Annotated in this window: 16 protein-coding genes; 1 reads left to right on the top strand and 15 read right to left on the bottom strand. The window is 27.5% G+C overall.

All coding sequences use genetic code 11. The features are described from left to right. Positions 1-726 precede the first annotated feature (726 nt). The gene (locus tag ACVHXK_RS17825; protein ID WP_461207761.1) at positions 727-1,614 is read right to left on the bottom strand and encodes a DUF4097 family beta strand repeat-containing protein; all 888 of its coding nucleotides are present in this window, start codon (positions 1,612-1,614) and stop codon (positions 727-729) included. Between the two features lie 157 nt (positions 1,615-1,771). Here ACVHXK_RS17825 and ACVHXK_RS17820 point away from each other — a divergent pair, with 157 nt between their 5' ends. Beyond that, positions 1,772-2,374, top strand: a complete 603-nt coding sequence (locus ACVHXK_RS17820; protein ID WP_461207760.1) for a uracil-DNA glycosylase — start codon at positions 1,772-1,774, stop codon at positions 2,372-2,374. Positions 2,375-2,472: 98 nt separating this feature from the next. Here the strand turns inward: ACVHXK_RS17820 and ACVHXK_RS17815 are convergent, their stop codons facing one another. The 14 genes from ACVHXK_RS17815 to sfsA form a co-directional block, all read right to left on the bottom strand. Then, on the bottom strand, positions 2,473-3,462 hold the full coding sequence (locus tag ACVHXK_RS17815; protein WP_461207759.1) for a zinc-binding metallopeptidase family protein: 990 nt from the start codon (positions 3,460-3,462) through the stop codon (positions 2,473-2,475). Positions 3,463-3,477: 15 nt separating this feature from the next. Next, positions 3,478-4,476: a M42 family metallopeptidase gene (locus ACVHXK_RS17810; RefSeq protein WP_461207758.1), complete on the bottom strand. Its 999-nt coding sequence runs from the start codon at positions 4,474-4,476 to the stop codon at positions 3,478-3,480. Further along, positions 4,467-5,498: a zinc-binding metallopeptidase family protein gene (locus tag ACVHXK_RS17805; RefSeq protein WP_461207757.1), complete on the bottom strand. Its 1,032-nt coding sequence runs from the start codon at positions 5,496-5,498 to the stop codon at positions 4,467-4,469. Before ACVHXK_RS17805 ends, ACVHXK_RS17810 begins: the two co-directional genes overlap by 10 nt. 35 nt (positions 5,499-5,533) lie before the next feature. Next, complete coding sequence (locus ACVHXK_RS17800) at positions 5,534-6,577, bottom strand: N-acetylmuramoyl-L-alanine amidase family protein (RefSeq protein ID WP_461207756.1); 1,044 nt, start codon at positions 6,575-6,577, stop codon at positions 5,534-5,536. Between the two features lie 117 nt (positions 6,578-6,694). Continuing rightward, the gene (gene ilvN, locus ACVHXK_RS17795; RefSeq protein ID WP_461207755.1) at positions 6,695-7,183 is read right to left on the bottom strand and encodes an acetolactate synthase small subunit; all 489 of its coding nucleotides are present in this window, start codon (positions 7,181-7,183) and stop codon (positions 6,695-6,697) included. A 12-nt stretch (positions 7,184-7,195) separates the two neighbouring features. Continuing rightward, a complete protein-coding gene (gene ilvB / locus ACVHXK_RS17790; RefSeq protein WP_461207754.1) occupies positions 7,196-8,830 on the bottom strand; it encodes a biosynthetic-type acetolactate synthase large subunit in 1,635 nt (544 codons plus the stop codon). A gap of 196 nt (positions 8,831-9,026) precedes the next feature. Next, positions 9,027-9,965 (bottom strand): GNAT family N-acetyltransferase, encoded by a 939-nt coding sequence (locus tag ACVHXK_RS17785; protein ID WP_461207753.1) that lies wholly within the window; start codon positions 9,963-9,965, stop codon positions 9,027-9,029. A 35-nt stretch (positions 9,966-10,000) separates the two neighbouring features. Next, the gene (locus ACVHXK_RS17780) at positions 10,001-10,726 is read right to left on the bottom strand and encodes a tRNA threonylcarbamoyladenosine dehydratase (RefSeq protein WP_461207752.1); all 726 of its coding nucleotides are present in this window, start codon (positions 10,724-10,726) and stop codon (positions 10,001-10,003) included. A 571-nt stretch (positions 10,727-11,297) separates the two neighbouring features. Beyond that, entirely contained in the window at positions 11,298-11,486 is a 189-nt protein-coding gene (locus tag ACVHXK_RS17775) for a hypothetical protein (RefSeq protein WP_461207751.1), read from the bottom strand. Positions 11,487-11,504: 18 nt separating this feature from the next. After that, entirely contained in the window at positions 11,505-11,690 is a 186-nt protein-coding gene (locus ACVHXK_RS17770; protein ID WP_461207750.1) for a hypothetical protein, read from the bottom strand. 77 nt (positions 11,691-11,767) lie between these two features. After that, complete coding sequence (locus ACVHXK_RS17765; RefSeq protein ID WP_461207749.1) at positions 11,768-11,953, bottom strand: hypothetical protein; 186 nt, start codon at positions 11,951-11,953, stop codon at positions 11,768-11,770. A 26-nt stretch (positions 11,954-11,979) separates the two neighbouring features. After that, a complete protein-coding gene (locus tag ACVHXK_RS17760; RefSeq protein WP_461207748.1) occupies positions 11,980-12,879 on the bottom strand; it encodes a DUF362 domain-containing protein in 900 nt (299 codons plus the stop codon). A gap of 51 nt (positions 12,880-12,930) precedes the next feature. Beyond that, complete coding sequence (locus ACVHXK_RS17755; RefSeq protein ID WP_461207747.1) at positions 12,931-13,422, bottom strand: NAD(+) diphosphatase; 492 nt, start codon at positions 13,420-13,422, stop codon at positions 12,931-12,933. A 17-nt stretch (positions 13,423-13,439) separates the two neighbouring features. Then, positions 13,440-14,129 carry a DNA/RNA nuclease SfsA gene (gene sfsA, locus ACVHXK_RS17750; RefSeq protein WP_461207746.1) on the bottom strand — a complete coding sequence of 230 codons (690 nt, stop codon included), beginning with the start codon at positions 14,127-14,129 and terminating at the stop codon, positions 13,440-13,442. Positions 14,130-14,484: the final 355 nt, after the last annotated feature.

Genomic DNA, 14,484 nt, shown 5'->3' with positions numbered 1-14,484 from the left:
TTAATAATTTCTTGCTGCCGGACCGAAGTATTTCGGCGACTCGTATATAATATCAAATATAAATAGCCTTGTCTTTCAATAATTAGCTCTCTACTGAAATTATTCCATACATTCTACATATTACTCTATATATCTACATATTAATTATATTGACACACCACGATTAGTTTTCCTTATAATATTCAATTTACATTCCAAAGTACAGCCTTTTAAATGTTTTTTGCCATAAAAAAATTATACTAGTTTACATACTAACGTATATTTTTAGCAAGCATTGATATAAATTTATACATAAATATTACAAAATGCTTTAGATAATAGTCCACGGCTTCAGATAATTCTTTTTATTCTAAAAAAAAGCTTTAATTAAATTTTATTATATTTTAAAGTCTGTACAATATTCTAAATTTCAGTAAACTTCATACATCTATGCTATAGAACAACAATAGAATAAGAAAAGAATAGTTCACTAATACAACACATTTGTATTGCACACTTATTTCCTCTTTTATCTTTCATCTTTCATCTTTCATCTTTTATCTTTTATCTTTCATCTTTTATCTTTTATCTTTTATCTTTTATCTTTCCCCTTTTCACCAAAGGTGAAAAGTTCTCTAATCTTTAATAAATTCAAAGATTTTATGACGAAGGAATAAAATCTTCCTTCTCTTCACTCTTCACACTATCTTTAAATTAAAAAAGTATTTCATCTTTGTAAATTCTCAACTAATTCTTCATTATTTTAATATTTCCTTTATTAGTTTTCATTGTTACTTTATTTTCTCCATCTTTATACTGTCCTACAAGGCCTTCTTCAACAGGTATTTCACTTATGGGAAGTAAAAAGTCACTCTTAACATAACCATCTATTACTCTTGAATCAATATATAAGCCTGAATCTTGTGGTAAATAAATATCAAGATTACCCTCTTCAGTAATCATATTTATAGTATTACCATCAGTTCGTTTATAACTAATATTCATATCACATAAACCTGAAAAAACTTCAATATTTCCCGCAAATTTTTTCAGATTTAACTCACCAGAAGTATAATCAAAGCTTGTACTTACTGTATCAACATTATTTCCATTTAATTTTACTTCATTATATACACCCCTAATAAACTTCACAATAGCATCTTCTAAGTCTATATTTGATTTAATACTACTTAATTCAAGTACCTTTAAATTTACACCTATAATTTGTATCTTAGAATCATATGAATTAATAGATATATCTTCATTATAATCATTTGGTATAGTTATTGATAATGTTAACTCATTTTGTGAACTATTTAATTTTTCATTATTTACTTCTAACAACATTTCACCATTTTCTATATTCGAAATTATTTTTGCCTCTACCCTATCTTCTTTATTATCATGATATAGAACACTTCCATAAAGCTCTACGTCAATTGTTTCAATATCCTTTGAAATAACATTTATATCTATATCATTACAACTTACAAGTATTTCATTAATATTATCCATAGAAAATTCCTGTTTATTCTCTACTATTGTCTTTTCTATTAGTTCATCATCTTTACATGCTGAAAAAATTAATACACACATAAGTAAACTAATTATCACTATGTATTTTTTTAATCTCAATTCACCACTTCCTTAAATAATTTATAGTTATCACCCTATAAATTAATATTATAAAAAATTATATATTAATAATTTTACTATACTTTCATGCTATTTACTATTATGTTATATTATAAATAAAAAAAACATAAATTTATGCTCTTTTGGGGGAATTGTAATGTCAAATTTACTAGAAATTCATAATAATATCAAAAAAATATGCAATAGTTATTCAAATGATAGTACTAGTGGCTATGTATTTGGAAATGGTCCAATTCCTTGTCCTATATTGATAGTAGGTGAAGCTCCTGGTAAGACAGAAGTTGAATTAGGAAGACCTTTTGTTGGAAAAGCTGGCAAAACTCTTGATAAATATTTAGAAATCGCTCAATTAGAAAGAAATGACGTAAGAATTACTAATACTTGTTTTTTTAGACCTATTAAAATCAAATTTAATCAAAACGGAAAATCAACTATAAGTAATAGAACCCCTAAAGCTAAAGAAATTGATTTGTTTAGAGAAGTTCTTGATGAAGAAATAAGACTAGTAAATCCTAGAATAATTATAACTCTAGGAAATATTCCATTAAGAAGATTCACCTCATATAAAGCTATAGGAAATTGCCACGGAAATATTATTTTTAGTGAAAAATATAATTTAGATATCTTTCCCATGTATCATCCTTCCTCTTTAACCTATAATCGTAATGAAGAATTTGAAACTAAATATAGGGCTGATTGGAAAAAGTTAAAGAAAAAACTAGATTCAATAGTCTTATAACCATATTAGCTAATCTACAATACTGATTTATGTTTATTTTCAAAAAAGATGCTTTAGTTAATCTAAAACATCTTTTTTCTATATAAAATTTTACATTGCTAATATTTTACTAAGAACTCACTTAAAATTGTTATTGTACTCATTATATCATTTAAATTACATATTTCTTTGCTTGTATTACTGTATCTACAAGGTATTGCTATAAGGCCAGTCTTTATTCCTCCGGCCTCTTTATGAATAATTCCACCTTCATTAGTATCAATTCCTATATTATATTGAATTTTAACTTTTTTATTTTCAGAAATTTCATCTAAAGTTTCTTTAATTTCATGATGTATTATTAAACTCCTATCATATATAGAAACTACAGGTCCACGTCCCAATTTCACTTTTCCTTCGCCACCTAAATAATCATCTGCTTCTATAGTATCTAGTACAATACATCCATGTGGCATTATATCAAAAGCCGCTGTCCTAGCACCAGATGAAGCAAGCTGCTTTCTACTAGAGAAAACAAAATAAATTTCATTACAAAAGTCTATATTTTGCGATAAATCTTTAATTATTTCCAGGAAAACTAATACACCAGTTCTAGAAGATAAGTTTGGAGAAAGAATTCTTTCATTTTTATTATATACAGTTCCATTTATTTTACCTATTGAACCTGGTCTAATATATTTTTCAAGTTCTTCTTTCGTAGATATGACAAAATCAACAAATAAATCTTTTGATGTTGGATTTTCTTTAACTGAACATATTCTTCCTATTATATTATTCTCAAACTCAATTATTTCACCTATATAACTCTGTACTTTATAATTACCAATTGGCATTACTTTAGCAAATCCACCTTCATCTATGCTTGTTATCATGAGGCCTATACTATCCATATGAGTAGTTAGCATTATTTTTCTGCTACCCTTTCCTATCTTTAGTATAAGATTATCTGTTATATCTTCTTTAATCCACCACTTAATTGAACTTTCTTTAAGTATATCTTCTATTTCATTCTTTATAATATTTTTAATGTTTTGTTCTTTAGTACTTACCCCAAACTCTTTAACTAATCTGTTTAATAGATCAATCATAATATTCCTTCCTTTTTACATTATTCTTAAGTATTCTTTTAAAAGTATTACTGTATTTTCATAATCATCATAACTACATATACTATTAGGGGAATTTAAATATCTACATGGAATTCCTATTTTTACTGTTCTACATCCTCTACCGCTTACTGCAAAGGTATTTGGATATAATTTTTCATCTCTTTCACTTATTGACTGAATATTAATATTATTTTTTTCTGAAAGTGTTTTTAAAATTTCAATAGTTTCAATGTCATAAATATCATAACTATCAATAACAATTAATGTAGGACCCTTTTTTAATTCACTTACATAATTATCACTATTAACACCCGGAATATCATTACTCCATATTGGTCCTATAGAAATTACTATATCAGGTTTTATTTTATAGCTAGAAGTAAATGCGCCTCTCATTCCAACTTCACCCTGTGTATTAAAAATACCATATAGATCACAATGATAATTTTCTTTTAAAATGTCTAATAAAATAGAACATCCAATTCTATTTCCTACAGCCTTACCTTTTATAAGCTTATCACCAAATAAATTATAATTTGTAGCAAAAACCGCGTAATCTCCTACAGAAATAATTTTTTCAGTTTGTTTTTTACTATATGTTCCTATATCTATGAATAGTTCTTCAATAGGATATATTTTACCTCTCTCTTCTTTTGTCTGCAAATGTATTGGTTTAATACCTATTATTCCAGGTATTTTATTTTTTCCTATAAAAATTTTTTTACCTGGTATAACCCTCTTATCTATATTTCCCAAAGTAAAAAACTTTAAAGTACCATCCTCATTAATTGTATTTATTATAAATCCTATTTCATCAATATTAGTAGTCAAAGCAATTTTTATTCCTTCACCCTTTTTATGGGCAATAATATTACCCATTCTATCTACTACTAAATCATCACAATATTTAGCTGCTTCATTTTTAACTAATTTCCTTACCTGACCTTCATAACCTGATGGTGAAGAAGCCCTATCTAATTCTTTTAAAAACATAATATGTCCTCCAAATTCTTTGAATCTAGATATTCAATTAATTTAGAAATTAATAATCCAGTATTTTCAATATCCTGAGTATTAATAAGTTCTACTGCTGTATGCATATGTTTTATTGGTAATGATATTAAAAGTGTAGGTATACCTTCTTTTGTTATTTGTATATCCCATGCATCTGTACCTGTGTTTCCAGGTTCAATTTCAACTTGATATGAAATCTTATTATTCTTTGCTATTTCAATTATTGTTTCACTAAGTTTAGGGTGAATATTAGGACCTATACAAATAGCAGGTCCATTTCCTATTATATTTTCTCTTTCTTTATCTCCTAGTAATCCACTGTCAAATGTAGTATCAATAGCTATGCCAATATCAGGATTTATATTATATGAAGCCATTTTAGCTCCTCTATGTCCTACCTCTTCTTGACAGGAACATACATAATAAATATCCATATCTATTTCTTTTTGTTGTAATTGCTCTGCACACTTGTACATAGTTACAATACCTGCACGGTCATCTATGCTCTTACTTGCTACATTATTATTAAATAACTCTACGAAATCTCCTTTTAATGTAATAAAATCTCCTACTTTAACAAATTTCATTAATTGTTCTTTTTCAAATCCTGTATCTATAACCAAAGAATTTATATCAAATTTTCCTTCTTTACTTTCCTTGTCAAAATAATTTACTCCTATTACCCCGGAAATTTTTTGTTTCCCATGTATTACTACTTCATTACAAACTATAGCTTTATTATCGATTCCAATAGATTTAAATTTTATAAATCCACCATGGCAAATCTCTGTAACTAACATAAATATTTCATCTAGATGAGCCATAAGCATAATTTTACCCTTATTCTTGCCCTCTTTATGAATTATTATATTATTCATATCATCAATTGTTACTTCTCCAAATTTTTGAAATAGATTTTTTATTGTTGGATACATAAAATATTCTCTACCACTAGGTGCATATCCCGATGTAAGTTCTTCCAGTAGTCTTTTAGTCTCCATAACTACCCCCGATATTTGACTTTATATAAGCTGAATTACTTTACTCCAATTGCCTCAACCCCGTTAGCTAAAGCTCTTGCAATCTTATCTTGATACTCATCACTTTTTAGAAGATTATCTTCTTCTTTGTTAGACATAAATCCCATTTCAACTAGCACAACAGGTACTGTAGACCAGTTAAATCCAGAAATATCATCTCTTTCAATCAATCCTCTGTTTTTTATCCCTACTTGACTGCACATAGCATCTAAAAGAAATTTACCATAGGCCTTACTCTCACCATAAAAACTTGAACAATATTGATTGTTAGATGGTATTAACATGGATGCACCTTTAACTGATTGATCATTTGAACCATCTGCATGAATTCTAATAACTAAAGCCGCTTCTGCGTTATTTCCTATCTTAGCTCTTTCTGAATTAGCCATTACTGTACTATTTTCTGTTTTAGTCATAATTACAGTAAATCCCTTTTGCTCAAGATAGCCTTTTAATTTTTGAGCTACTTGCATATTAACCACATATTCTGGTGTCTTTGTAAATGCACCATAAGCTCCACCTGTTTGTTTATATTTTGTAGTACTAGCACCTGGTCCTATTGGTTCTTCTGATAAATCTGCTTTAGTTGCATGGCCTGGATCTAATACTATAATATTATTTTCCAATTTATAATCAATACTTGATACTACCATTTCATTAAGTTGTGTATTTACATTTACTGCTTCTGCTTCATTTGCTTTTGCTTCCGCTTCTGCTTGTGCTTCAGCTTCAGCTTCTGCTTTTGCTTCTTCTTCTGCCTTTGCTTCTGCTTTTGCCTTTGCTTTTGCTTCTGCTTCAGCTTCTGCTTTTGCTTCTTCTTCTAATTTCTGTTGTTCTTCTATCTTTTTTTGTTCTACTTCTTCTTGTGATTCTTTTTCTTCTTCTATATTTTCTGTTTCTTTTAAACTATTATCCTGATTTTCTGTGTTTCCATTTACACTAACCACATTTTTTGTTTCATTTATTCCATTATTACTTCCACAGGCAGTAAGCATTATAATTCCTAAAAGAATTACTAACCCTATTTTTATTTTACTCATATTAGCCTCCCTAAATTAGTATAATTACAAAATAGATTACAAAATTAATCAAACTTTAATTTACCTCTCAATATAAATTCTACCATCAAAATAAAAAAAATGCACCTATAAGCGCATTTAAATAGTTCTATTTCCTCTTTCAATAGCACATAGACCTGTTCTCACAATTTCTTTGATACCATATGGTCTCATTAAATTTATGAAAGCCTCTATTTTACCTTCATCACCAGTTATTTCTATAGTCATACTTTCACTATCCATATCAACTACATTTGCTCTAAAAACATCAACATTTTGTAATATATAGGTCCTATTATTTATAGTTGCATGTACTTTAATTAATAGTATTTCTCTAAAAACACATTCTTTTTCTTCTACCTTTTTTACCTTTATTACAAAAATTAATTTATTAAGTTGTTTAATAATCTGCTCTAGAGATTTTTCATCACCTAAAAGACATATAGTCATTCTAGATAAGTTATTATCTTCGGTAACTCCAACAGTTAAACTTTCAATATTATAGCCTCTTCTACTAAACAATCCTGATATTTTACTTAAAACACCTGAATAGTTTTCAACTAATACACTAATAATATACTTTTTCATATAAATTGCCCCCTAAAGTGTACTTACTCCCCTATCTACTTTATATTCAACAAATATAGCCCCTTTTGAATTAATAATTCTTTCAAGAGATTCATCTACCTTATCACTTTCTGTAACTTTTAAAGTTTCTATTCCATAGGCTTCTACTAACTTGATAAAATTTGGCATATTTTTAACATTTACTCCATAATTATCATTAAACATTTTGTTTTGTATCTCTCTTACCATTCCTAAACCTGTGTTATTAAATAAAATCATTTTTATATCAATATCATATTCTAAAATGGTACCTAACTCTGCTAAGCTCATTTGAAAACTACCATCCCCAAATATCGATATTACCATTTTATTACTATTTGCTAACTTAGCTCCAATTGCTGCTGGTATGCTATATCCCATGGTTCCTAAACCACCTGATGTTAAAAACTTCATATCTTCTTTCATATCTATATTCCTAGCGGCCCAAATTTGATTTTGTCCTACATCTGCTGTAATTATGGTATCTTTCGGAATATATTTTGAAAGTTTTTTTAAAACTTCTTTAGGGTTTACTCCTTCTTTTCCTTTTATACTCTTTTTTTCATTTAATTCTATCTGTTTATTAATATTATTTTTGTTTAACTTTATCGCTGCTAACCAATCTTCAATATTTATGCTATCTATTTCCTTGTTAATATCTCTTATAACTTCTTTAGCATCTCCAACTATAGGGATACTAAATTCTAAATTTTTACCAAGCTCCGCTGGGTCTATATCTATGTGAATTATATCTTTGCTCTTGTTTATGTCTTCTATGGACGTTACTGCTCTATCTCCCACTCTCGCGCCTATAATAATTACTAAATCTGATTCACTCATTGATTTATTAGCTATTTTAGTGCCATGACTGCCTATTAATCCTATATAACTTTCATTTGTGTCTGGTATACAACCTTTGCCCATTAATGTATGGACAACAGGAATACCTGTTTTATCTACAAATTCTCTAAATTCCTTCTCTGCATTTGAAAGAAAAATTCCACCGCCTACACATATGATTGGTTTTTTACTTTTTTTGATTCTTTCAATTGCCCTTATTATTTGCCTTTTATTACCATTTACTGTAGGTTTGTATCCTCTTATATTTATTTCCTTTGGATATACAAAATCAATTTGCATCTTTTGTATATCAAGCGGTATATCTATTAGTACTGGTCCCGGTCTACCTGTTTTTGCTATATAAAAAGCTTCCTTAAATACGCGTGGAATTTCTTCTTTATCTTTTACTAAATAATTATGTTTAGTAAAAGATTCCGTAGCACCAAAAATATCAGCTTCTTGAAATGAATCTTTACCAATATTTGATGTTTTCACTTGCCCCGTTATTATTACCATTGGAATTGAATCCATGTAAGCTGTTGCTATTGCAGTAATTAAATTTGTAGCACCTGGTCCTGATGTAGCTATACACACTCCTACTTCACAAGCGGACCTTGAATAACCACTTGCACAGTGTCCTGCTGCTTGCTCATGCTTAGTTAAAATATGTTCTATTTTTGATTTTCTTAAATCCTCATATATATCTAGTACAGCAGCTCCTGGATAACCAAAAATATTTTTAATTTTTTCCTCTTCCAAACATCTAATTATAGCTTCTGAAACTTTCATTTTCTAGCCCCCTTAAAATGAAAAATAAAAACCTCACTATATAGTGAAGTTTTTATACTTAATATTTTTTTGTATTGTTCAAAGAATACCATATGTAATGTTTTGATTCAATTAAGAATAATATCTACTTAAATGCCAATATTATTATAATTTAATTAGAAAACCATTTTTCTTGAATTAATAAAAATTTTTTGCTTTAATCACAAACTTTATAAAATATTTTATGGTCTTGCCATTTGCCATTAATATATAAATATTTTTTACTTATACCTACCTCTTCAAATCCACAAGCTTTTAAAACTCTCTGTGATTTAATATTATCTATCAATGTAGTGGCTTCTATTCTATGAAGCTCAATATCATTAAATGAATAATCCAGTGTTAAACTTACAGCTTCTTTCATATATCCATTACCCTGTTCTTTTTCGTCGATAGAATATCCAATAAATGCATTTTTAAATGATCCAAGTACTATGTTAGATATTCTTATTTTCCCAATAAGCTGTCTGTTTTTATAAATACCAAAAGCGATACTTGTATTATTTATGAATTGTTTATATCCTTCTACTAATGTCCTTTTCTGATATTCATATGTATAAAAATCTTCTTCACGTACTGGTTCATAAGGTTCTAAAAATTTTCTATTTCTAGTATAATATCGCAGCATATCCTCTGCATCCTCAGGTGTAAGTACTTTTAACTCAACATTTTCACCTTTTAATCTAAAAACATTTATACAATCTCCAACCTTATAGTTGTCATAATCTAATCCTAAAATTATTTCATCTTCTTTTCCATTTTCCGTACTAATAGAATTTCCTGCTATACCTTCTAAATTAAAACCAAGTTCTGCAAAAATATCAATATTAATATATAAGCTTGCAATAATAGTTATTTTTTCAATGTTTTTATTTTGATATAGTGATTCAATAAAAATTTGAAGTGCTTTTTTAAATTCATGTACATATTTTTTGTCATCTTTATAGAACTTAACTCTTAAGAGAGAAAATTTATTTTCCTTACTTAATTCTAAAACAAAAAACTGCCCAATAGTTATCCCCATATTATCTTTAATTATATATTCATTCTCTCTTATCTTATCAATTTTAATCTTTAATTCTTTTTCGGCTATCATTGTCTTCTCTCCTTGATTCTTATACTATATCTCTACTAAGACATTTCTATTAAATCTTTTATTACTTCACCTGCAATTATTAACCCTGCTACAGAAGGTACAAAAGATATAGATGCTGGAGTAGATTTTTTCCGTATATTATAATCACTAAGTTCTTCTTCCTTAAAATTAGGTTTTAATGGCTGTTCTTCTGAAAAAACAACTTTTAATTTCTTTATTTGTCTTTTTTTTAATTCTCTTCTCATTACTTTAGCGAGAGGACATGTCTTTGTTTTATATATATCATCGACCTTAAATTTAGTAGGATCTAATTTATTTCCCGTACCCATACTACTTATAAGTTTTATATTATTATTATCACACCATACAGCAAGTTCTATTTTTGATGTAATTGTATCTATAGCATCTATAACATAATCCACCTTACCTTTTATTATTTCACTGAAATTACTTTTTTCAATAAAAACTTTATGTATTTCAACATTACATTTTGGATTAATGTCAAGAATTCTTTCTTTCATAGTCTCTACTTTCGATTTACCTACTGTTTTACTGGTTGCAATAATCTGTCTGTTTATATTAGTAATATCTATAATATCTTTATCAACTAATACAATATTACCTATTCCTGCTCTTGCTATTGACTCACAAGTAAAACTTCCAACACCACCGATTCCTAATATAACAACTTTTTTTTCGCTAAGTAAATTTACTTTTTCTTCTCCTATAAGTGCTACCGTTCTTTGCAGCCAAACTTCCATTGATATTCTCCTTAGTCTCATAAATTCATATACTATCTCATATTATAATACATTTCCCTGTGTCTAATATTATATGTTTTATAATACTTACTTATATTATATCAAACTTTATTCAGTTCTATTATATTATTTGCATAAAGATTAATAATAAAGTTTTGAACTATTTAATCGCTTTAAATAAAATATATCCTAATAATTTAATATTCATAAGAACAAAAATAGGAAAGTATACATCATACTTTCCTATTTAGTAAAAAGATCAGCCGCACATTTAATTTTTTTTAACTAATAAAAAGAACAAGCATAGAATAAATTTACTTCATCTTAAGCTTTGCCGGTCACCTTAATAAACTTATCTTTATCAACTTTATATATTTTTTTATGAAATTTATATTTTCGATTCAATTACCATAAAAAAAGATATAAATACTTGGTCTTTAAAAATATTTTGGGATACTTTTTATCCTTAATATTAGTATATTCATAATTTATATTATTGTTATTAAAATTTATCCTAATAATTTTTATTTTATTTATTCAATAAAAAAACCTGCATTTGTGCAGGTTTTTTCTATTTTTCATCTAACTCTGATAGTACTTCATCAAATAAACCAGCTTTACATTTATCGTCAACGAAGTTTTTACAATTTTCACAACTAGTTTGAACATTTGAATTTGCTCTAGATATAAATCCTTGCGTTTTCATTTCATACCCAGGACATTCCTTTGCAACTGCCAATAATTGCTGATAAGTAGCCATAATATACCTCCTATTTTTTTAATTCATACTTATTGTATCCTTAATCTTATGGAATAATTCCTTAGTACATTCCCCATCTACAAAATTCTTGCAATTATCACATGATGGAGATAAATCTGCCATACTAAAAAGGTTAAGTATTGATTCTGGAGTATATCCTGAACAAATTTCAGCTACTATTTTTTTTACATCTTTTGAAACCATAGTACACCTCCAAAAATTATACTATTAGTTTCTCTAAACTATATAAAAATATACTAGTTTTTTCTAATTATTAATAATCACATAGATAAATCATCACCATAGTAATCAAATTCTAAAACTGATTCAGTCTCTCTACAATATTTAGTAATCAAACATTCTCCTAGATTTCTAGGACAATTTCTACACATACAATCAGTTGCATCTCCATTACATTGCTTGTTTTTAAATAGGTCACACCTTTTACAATTCTCTGCTACTATCATTTTTTTCCCCAACCTTTTATTATTATTTACTCATCTATAGAAAATTCTTGACCATAAGCTATTTTAGAAACTTCTTTTTCTAATTCTACTAATTTTACTCCTTTTAAATCAATATTTTCAATTATTGATTGCCCTAATTCTTCTTTAGCACATCTAAAAAGATAATTTATTGCTTGTGGCCTATATCCCATCACTCTTGCACCTATTGTATCTATCGCTACAGCATCCATACTTGCTAGTACATAATTTGTGTTTTTAGCTATACCTTTTGATGGACCAGTTCCAATCATTATAGGACTTAAACTGAGTATTGATAAATCAATAGGAATTTCTCTAGCCATAGAAATTATAAAATCATGAAGGTCGTCATGTATTCCTAGATTTTTTTTGGGATATCCATGAATTTCCGCTGGTGGCCAAGAAAGTGCAATATTTTTAATACATGCTGACATTGTTGCTTCCTCATGAGTTTTTAATTGTGTGAAAGAAACAATTATAGTTGCCTCATTAATAATCTCATTAATTTTTGTACTCTTTATCAAATTTCCCTTAAGGTTTATATCTACAAATGGTCCAAAATTCAAATCAATAAATTCAACTTTTTCTTCATTAATTATCTGTTCATAGCCTGTTTTTTTAAGTACTGTTGAAGTATTAACTCCACCTGAACCAGCAGCAACAATTATCCTTTTTGGCTTTTTTTCCTTGAATAATTTAATTACTTCCCTTAAAGATTGCTGTCCTACTACAGAACCTTGTTCTGGAGGATTTTTATTTACCATATTCGCTGTTATAACAACAATATCATTACTATTTACAAAGCTATCCATAGGAATATAACTTATAGCATCTCTAATTGCTAATTTCTCATCCTCATTTTTACCACAACCAACTATAGTACTTTCTATCTTTCTTTTTCTAATCATAAAAAATCACCTCAACCATATTATTGCCATATGATGGAGATGAAATTCAATTTATTTTAATCTGTCTATTACTTTCTTCATCACTTTTTTTCCTATATTATCTTCTTTCATTTCATCTAAAGCAGAATCTATATCACACCAACCAACCCAATAAACTTCATCTGATTTTTTTATATTTCCAGCTAAATAATCCGCCATAAAAGTAATCATTAATAATTCCTTTTTTTCAACCATATCACTTCCTAAATATACAATATTGTGGATATCTAAGTTAGTCTCTTCTTTAACCTCTCTTACAACTGTTTCCTCAATATTTTCCCCTACCGATACATATCCAGAAGGAAGTACTTTTGAATTTTTATATATGTATGGTTGCTTCATAAGAAGTACTTTATCTTCCTTTATTATAGCAACTACAACACAAGGTTTAGGTAAATCAAAAAATATTTCTTTATCTATCGGGCAGTATGGTACCATACCTTCATCCCAACTATTTATCAATTCTAACTTGTTTCCACATATAGGACAATACTTATATTTCATATATAACTCCCTAATTTTCATAATACAACTTTTATTTCTTTATTCAATTGTATCGAATTTTCACAAACATTACAATCATAACAAAAAACATCTACATCATTTAATCTAGCGAGCCTAAGTGCATCTCCAAATTTTTTATCCATCTTATAATTAGGAGAAAAAGTTTTAGCATCATCTAATTGGATCAAAAATAATACTCCTGCCCCCATTCCTTCTTTTTTAACATCAATGAGTTCCAATAAATGTCTTGCCCCTCGTTCTGTAGGCGCATCTGGAAACATACATATACCTTCATTTTCTAATGTTACTCCTTTTATTTCAAGAAAATAATGTTCTTCTTCTGTAGATAACTTAAAGTCAAATCTACTTTTACCGAAAGTTTTTTCCCTTTTAATTGTCTTATATTTTAATAGCTTTTCAATTCTTTTATTTTTTAAAGCTTCATCTACTACTTTATTTGGGACTTGTGAATCAATATTAATTAATTTATTACCTTTATATCCAGCTATCAAGCTATATTTTGTTTTTCTGTCAGGGTTCACTGCTCTTTCTAGTACGACATTACAACCAGGAATCAGTATTTCTCTACATCTACCTGTATTAGGCACATATACATATAATTCTTCTCCTCTTAAATTTACATAAGCACCAAATCTATGAGGTCTGTTAATAAACTTTGCTATTTCTGTTTTTCCTTCATAAATCATATTATTTGCCTCTTTTCCACAATTGAACGTTATTTTTTATCAACAGTTGTTCATAAAATTTATTAAAATATGTGGATAATGTATAAGAATATCTTACCCCTTAATATATTATATAATAACATTGTTTATTATATTGTAATATATTAAGATGTTATACGTTTTATAATATCTTAATTTTAAAATAAATTAAAGGTTTATTTAGATTTTAATCACCAATATTTAATAATAAGGCTATATTTAAATAACAATAAGCACTTTGAAATATAATTTAAAATAAATAAAAAGGGGCTGTCTCAGAATAGAAAACTGAGATAGCCTCAGTTTTTTATTTTTTTAATGAAAAAACGAGCCACAA

Source organism: Clostridium sp. DL1XJH146 (assembly GCF_054819755.1).
Note: the sequence above shows the minus strand (reverse complement) of the source record. Positions and strands in the feature narration are given on the sequence as shown.

What these genes read in the sequence shown, in the direction of transcription:
- ilvB (WP_461207754.1), bottom strand. Translation starts at nt 8,830, where the DNA reads ATGAAAGTTTCAGAAGCTATAATTAGATGTTTGGAAGAGGAAAAAATT.
- ACVHXK_RS17760 (WP_461207748.1), bottom strand. Translation starts at nt 12,879, where the DNA reads ATGATTAGAAAAAGAAAGATAGAAAGTACTATAGTTGGTTGTGGTAAA.
- ACVHXK_RS17800 (WP_461207756.1), bottom strand. Translation starts at nt 6,577, where the DNA reads ATGAGTAAAATAAAAATAGGGTTAGTAATTCTTTTAGGAATTATAATG.
- ACVHXK_RS17820 (WP_461207760.1), top strand. Translation starts at nt 1,772, where the DNA reads ATGTCAAATTTACTAGAAATTCATAATAATATCAAAAAAATATGCAAT.
- ACVHXK_RS17765 (WP_461207749.1), bottom strand. Translation starts at nt 11,953, where the DNA reads ATGATAGTAGCAGAGAATTGTAAAAGGTGTGACCTATTTAAAAACAAG.
- ACVHXK_RS17785 (WP_461207753.1), bottom strand. Translation starts at nt 9,965, where the DNA reads ATGATAGCCGAAAAAGAATTAAAGATTAAAATTGATAAGATAAGAGAG.
- ACVHXK_RS17815 (WP_461207759.1), bottom strand. Translation starts at nt 3,462, where the DNA reads ATGATTGATCTATTAAACAGATTAGTTAAAGAGTTTGGGGTAAGTACT.
- ilvN (WP_461207755.1), bottom strand. Translation starts at nt 7,183, where the DNA reads ATGAAAAAGTATATTATTAGTGTATTAGTTGAAAACTATTCAGGTGTT.
- ACVHXK_RS17755 (WP_461207747.1), bottom strand. Translation starts at nt 13,422, where the DNA reads ATGAAATATAAGTATTGTCCTATATGTGGAAACAAGTTAGAATTGATA.
- ACVHXK_RS17770 (WP_461207750.1), bottom strand. Translation starts at nt 11,690, where the DNA reads ATGGTTTCAAAAGATGTAAAAAAAATAGTAGCTGAAATTTGTTCAGGA.
- ACVHXK_RS17810 (WP_461207758.1), bottom strand. Translation starts at nt 4,476, where the DNA reads ATGTTTTTAAAAGAATTAGATAGGGCTTCTTCACCATCAGGTTATGAA.
- ACVHXK_RS17775 (WP_461207751.1), bottom strand. Translation starts at nt 11,486, where the DNA reads ATGGCTACTTATCAGCAATTATTGGCAGTTGCAAAGGAATGTCCTGGG.
- ACVHXK_RS17805 (WP_461207757.1), bottom strand. Translation starts at nt 5,498, where the DNA reads ATGGAGACTAAAAGACTACTGGAAGAACTTACATCGGGATATGCACCT.
- sfsA (WP_461207746.1), bottom strand. Translation starts at nt 14,129, where the DNA reads ATGATTTATGAAGGAAAAACAGAAATAGCAAAGTTTATTAACAGACCT.
- ACVHXK_RS17780 (WP_461207752.1), bottom strand. Translation starts at nt 10,726, where the DNA reads ATGGAAGTTTGGCTGCAAAGAACGGTAGCACTTATAGGAGAAGAAAAA.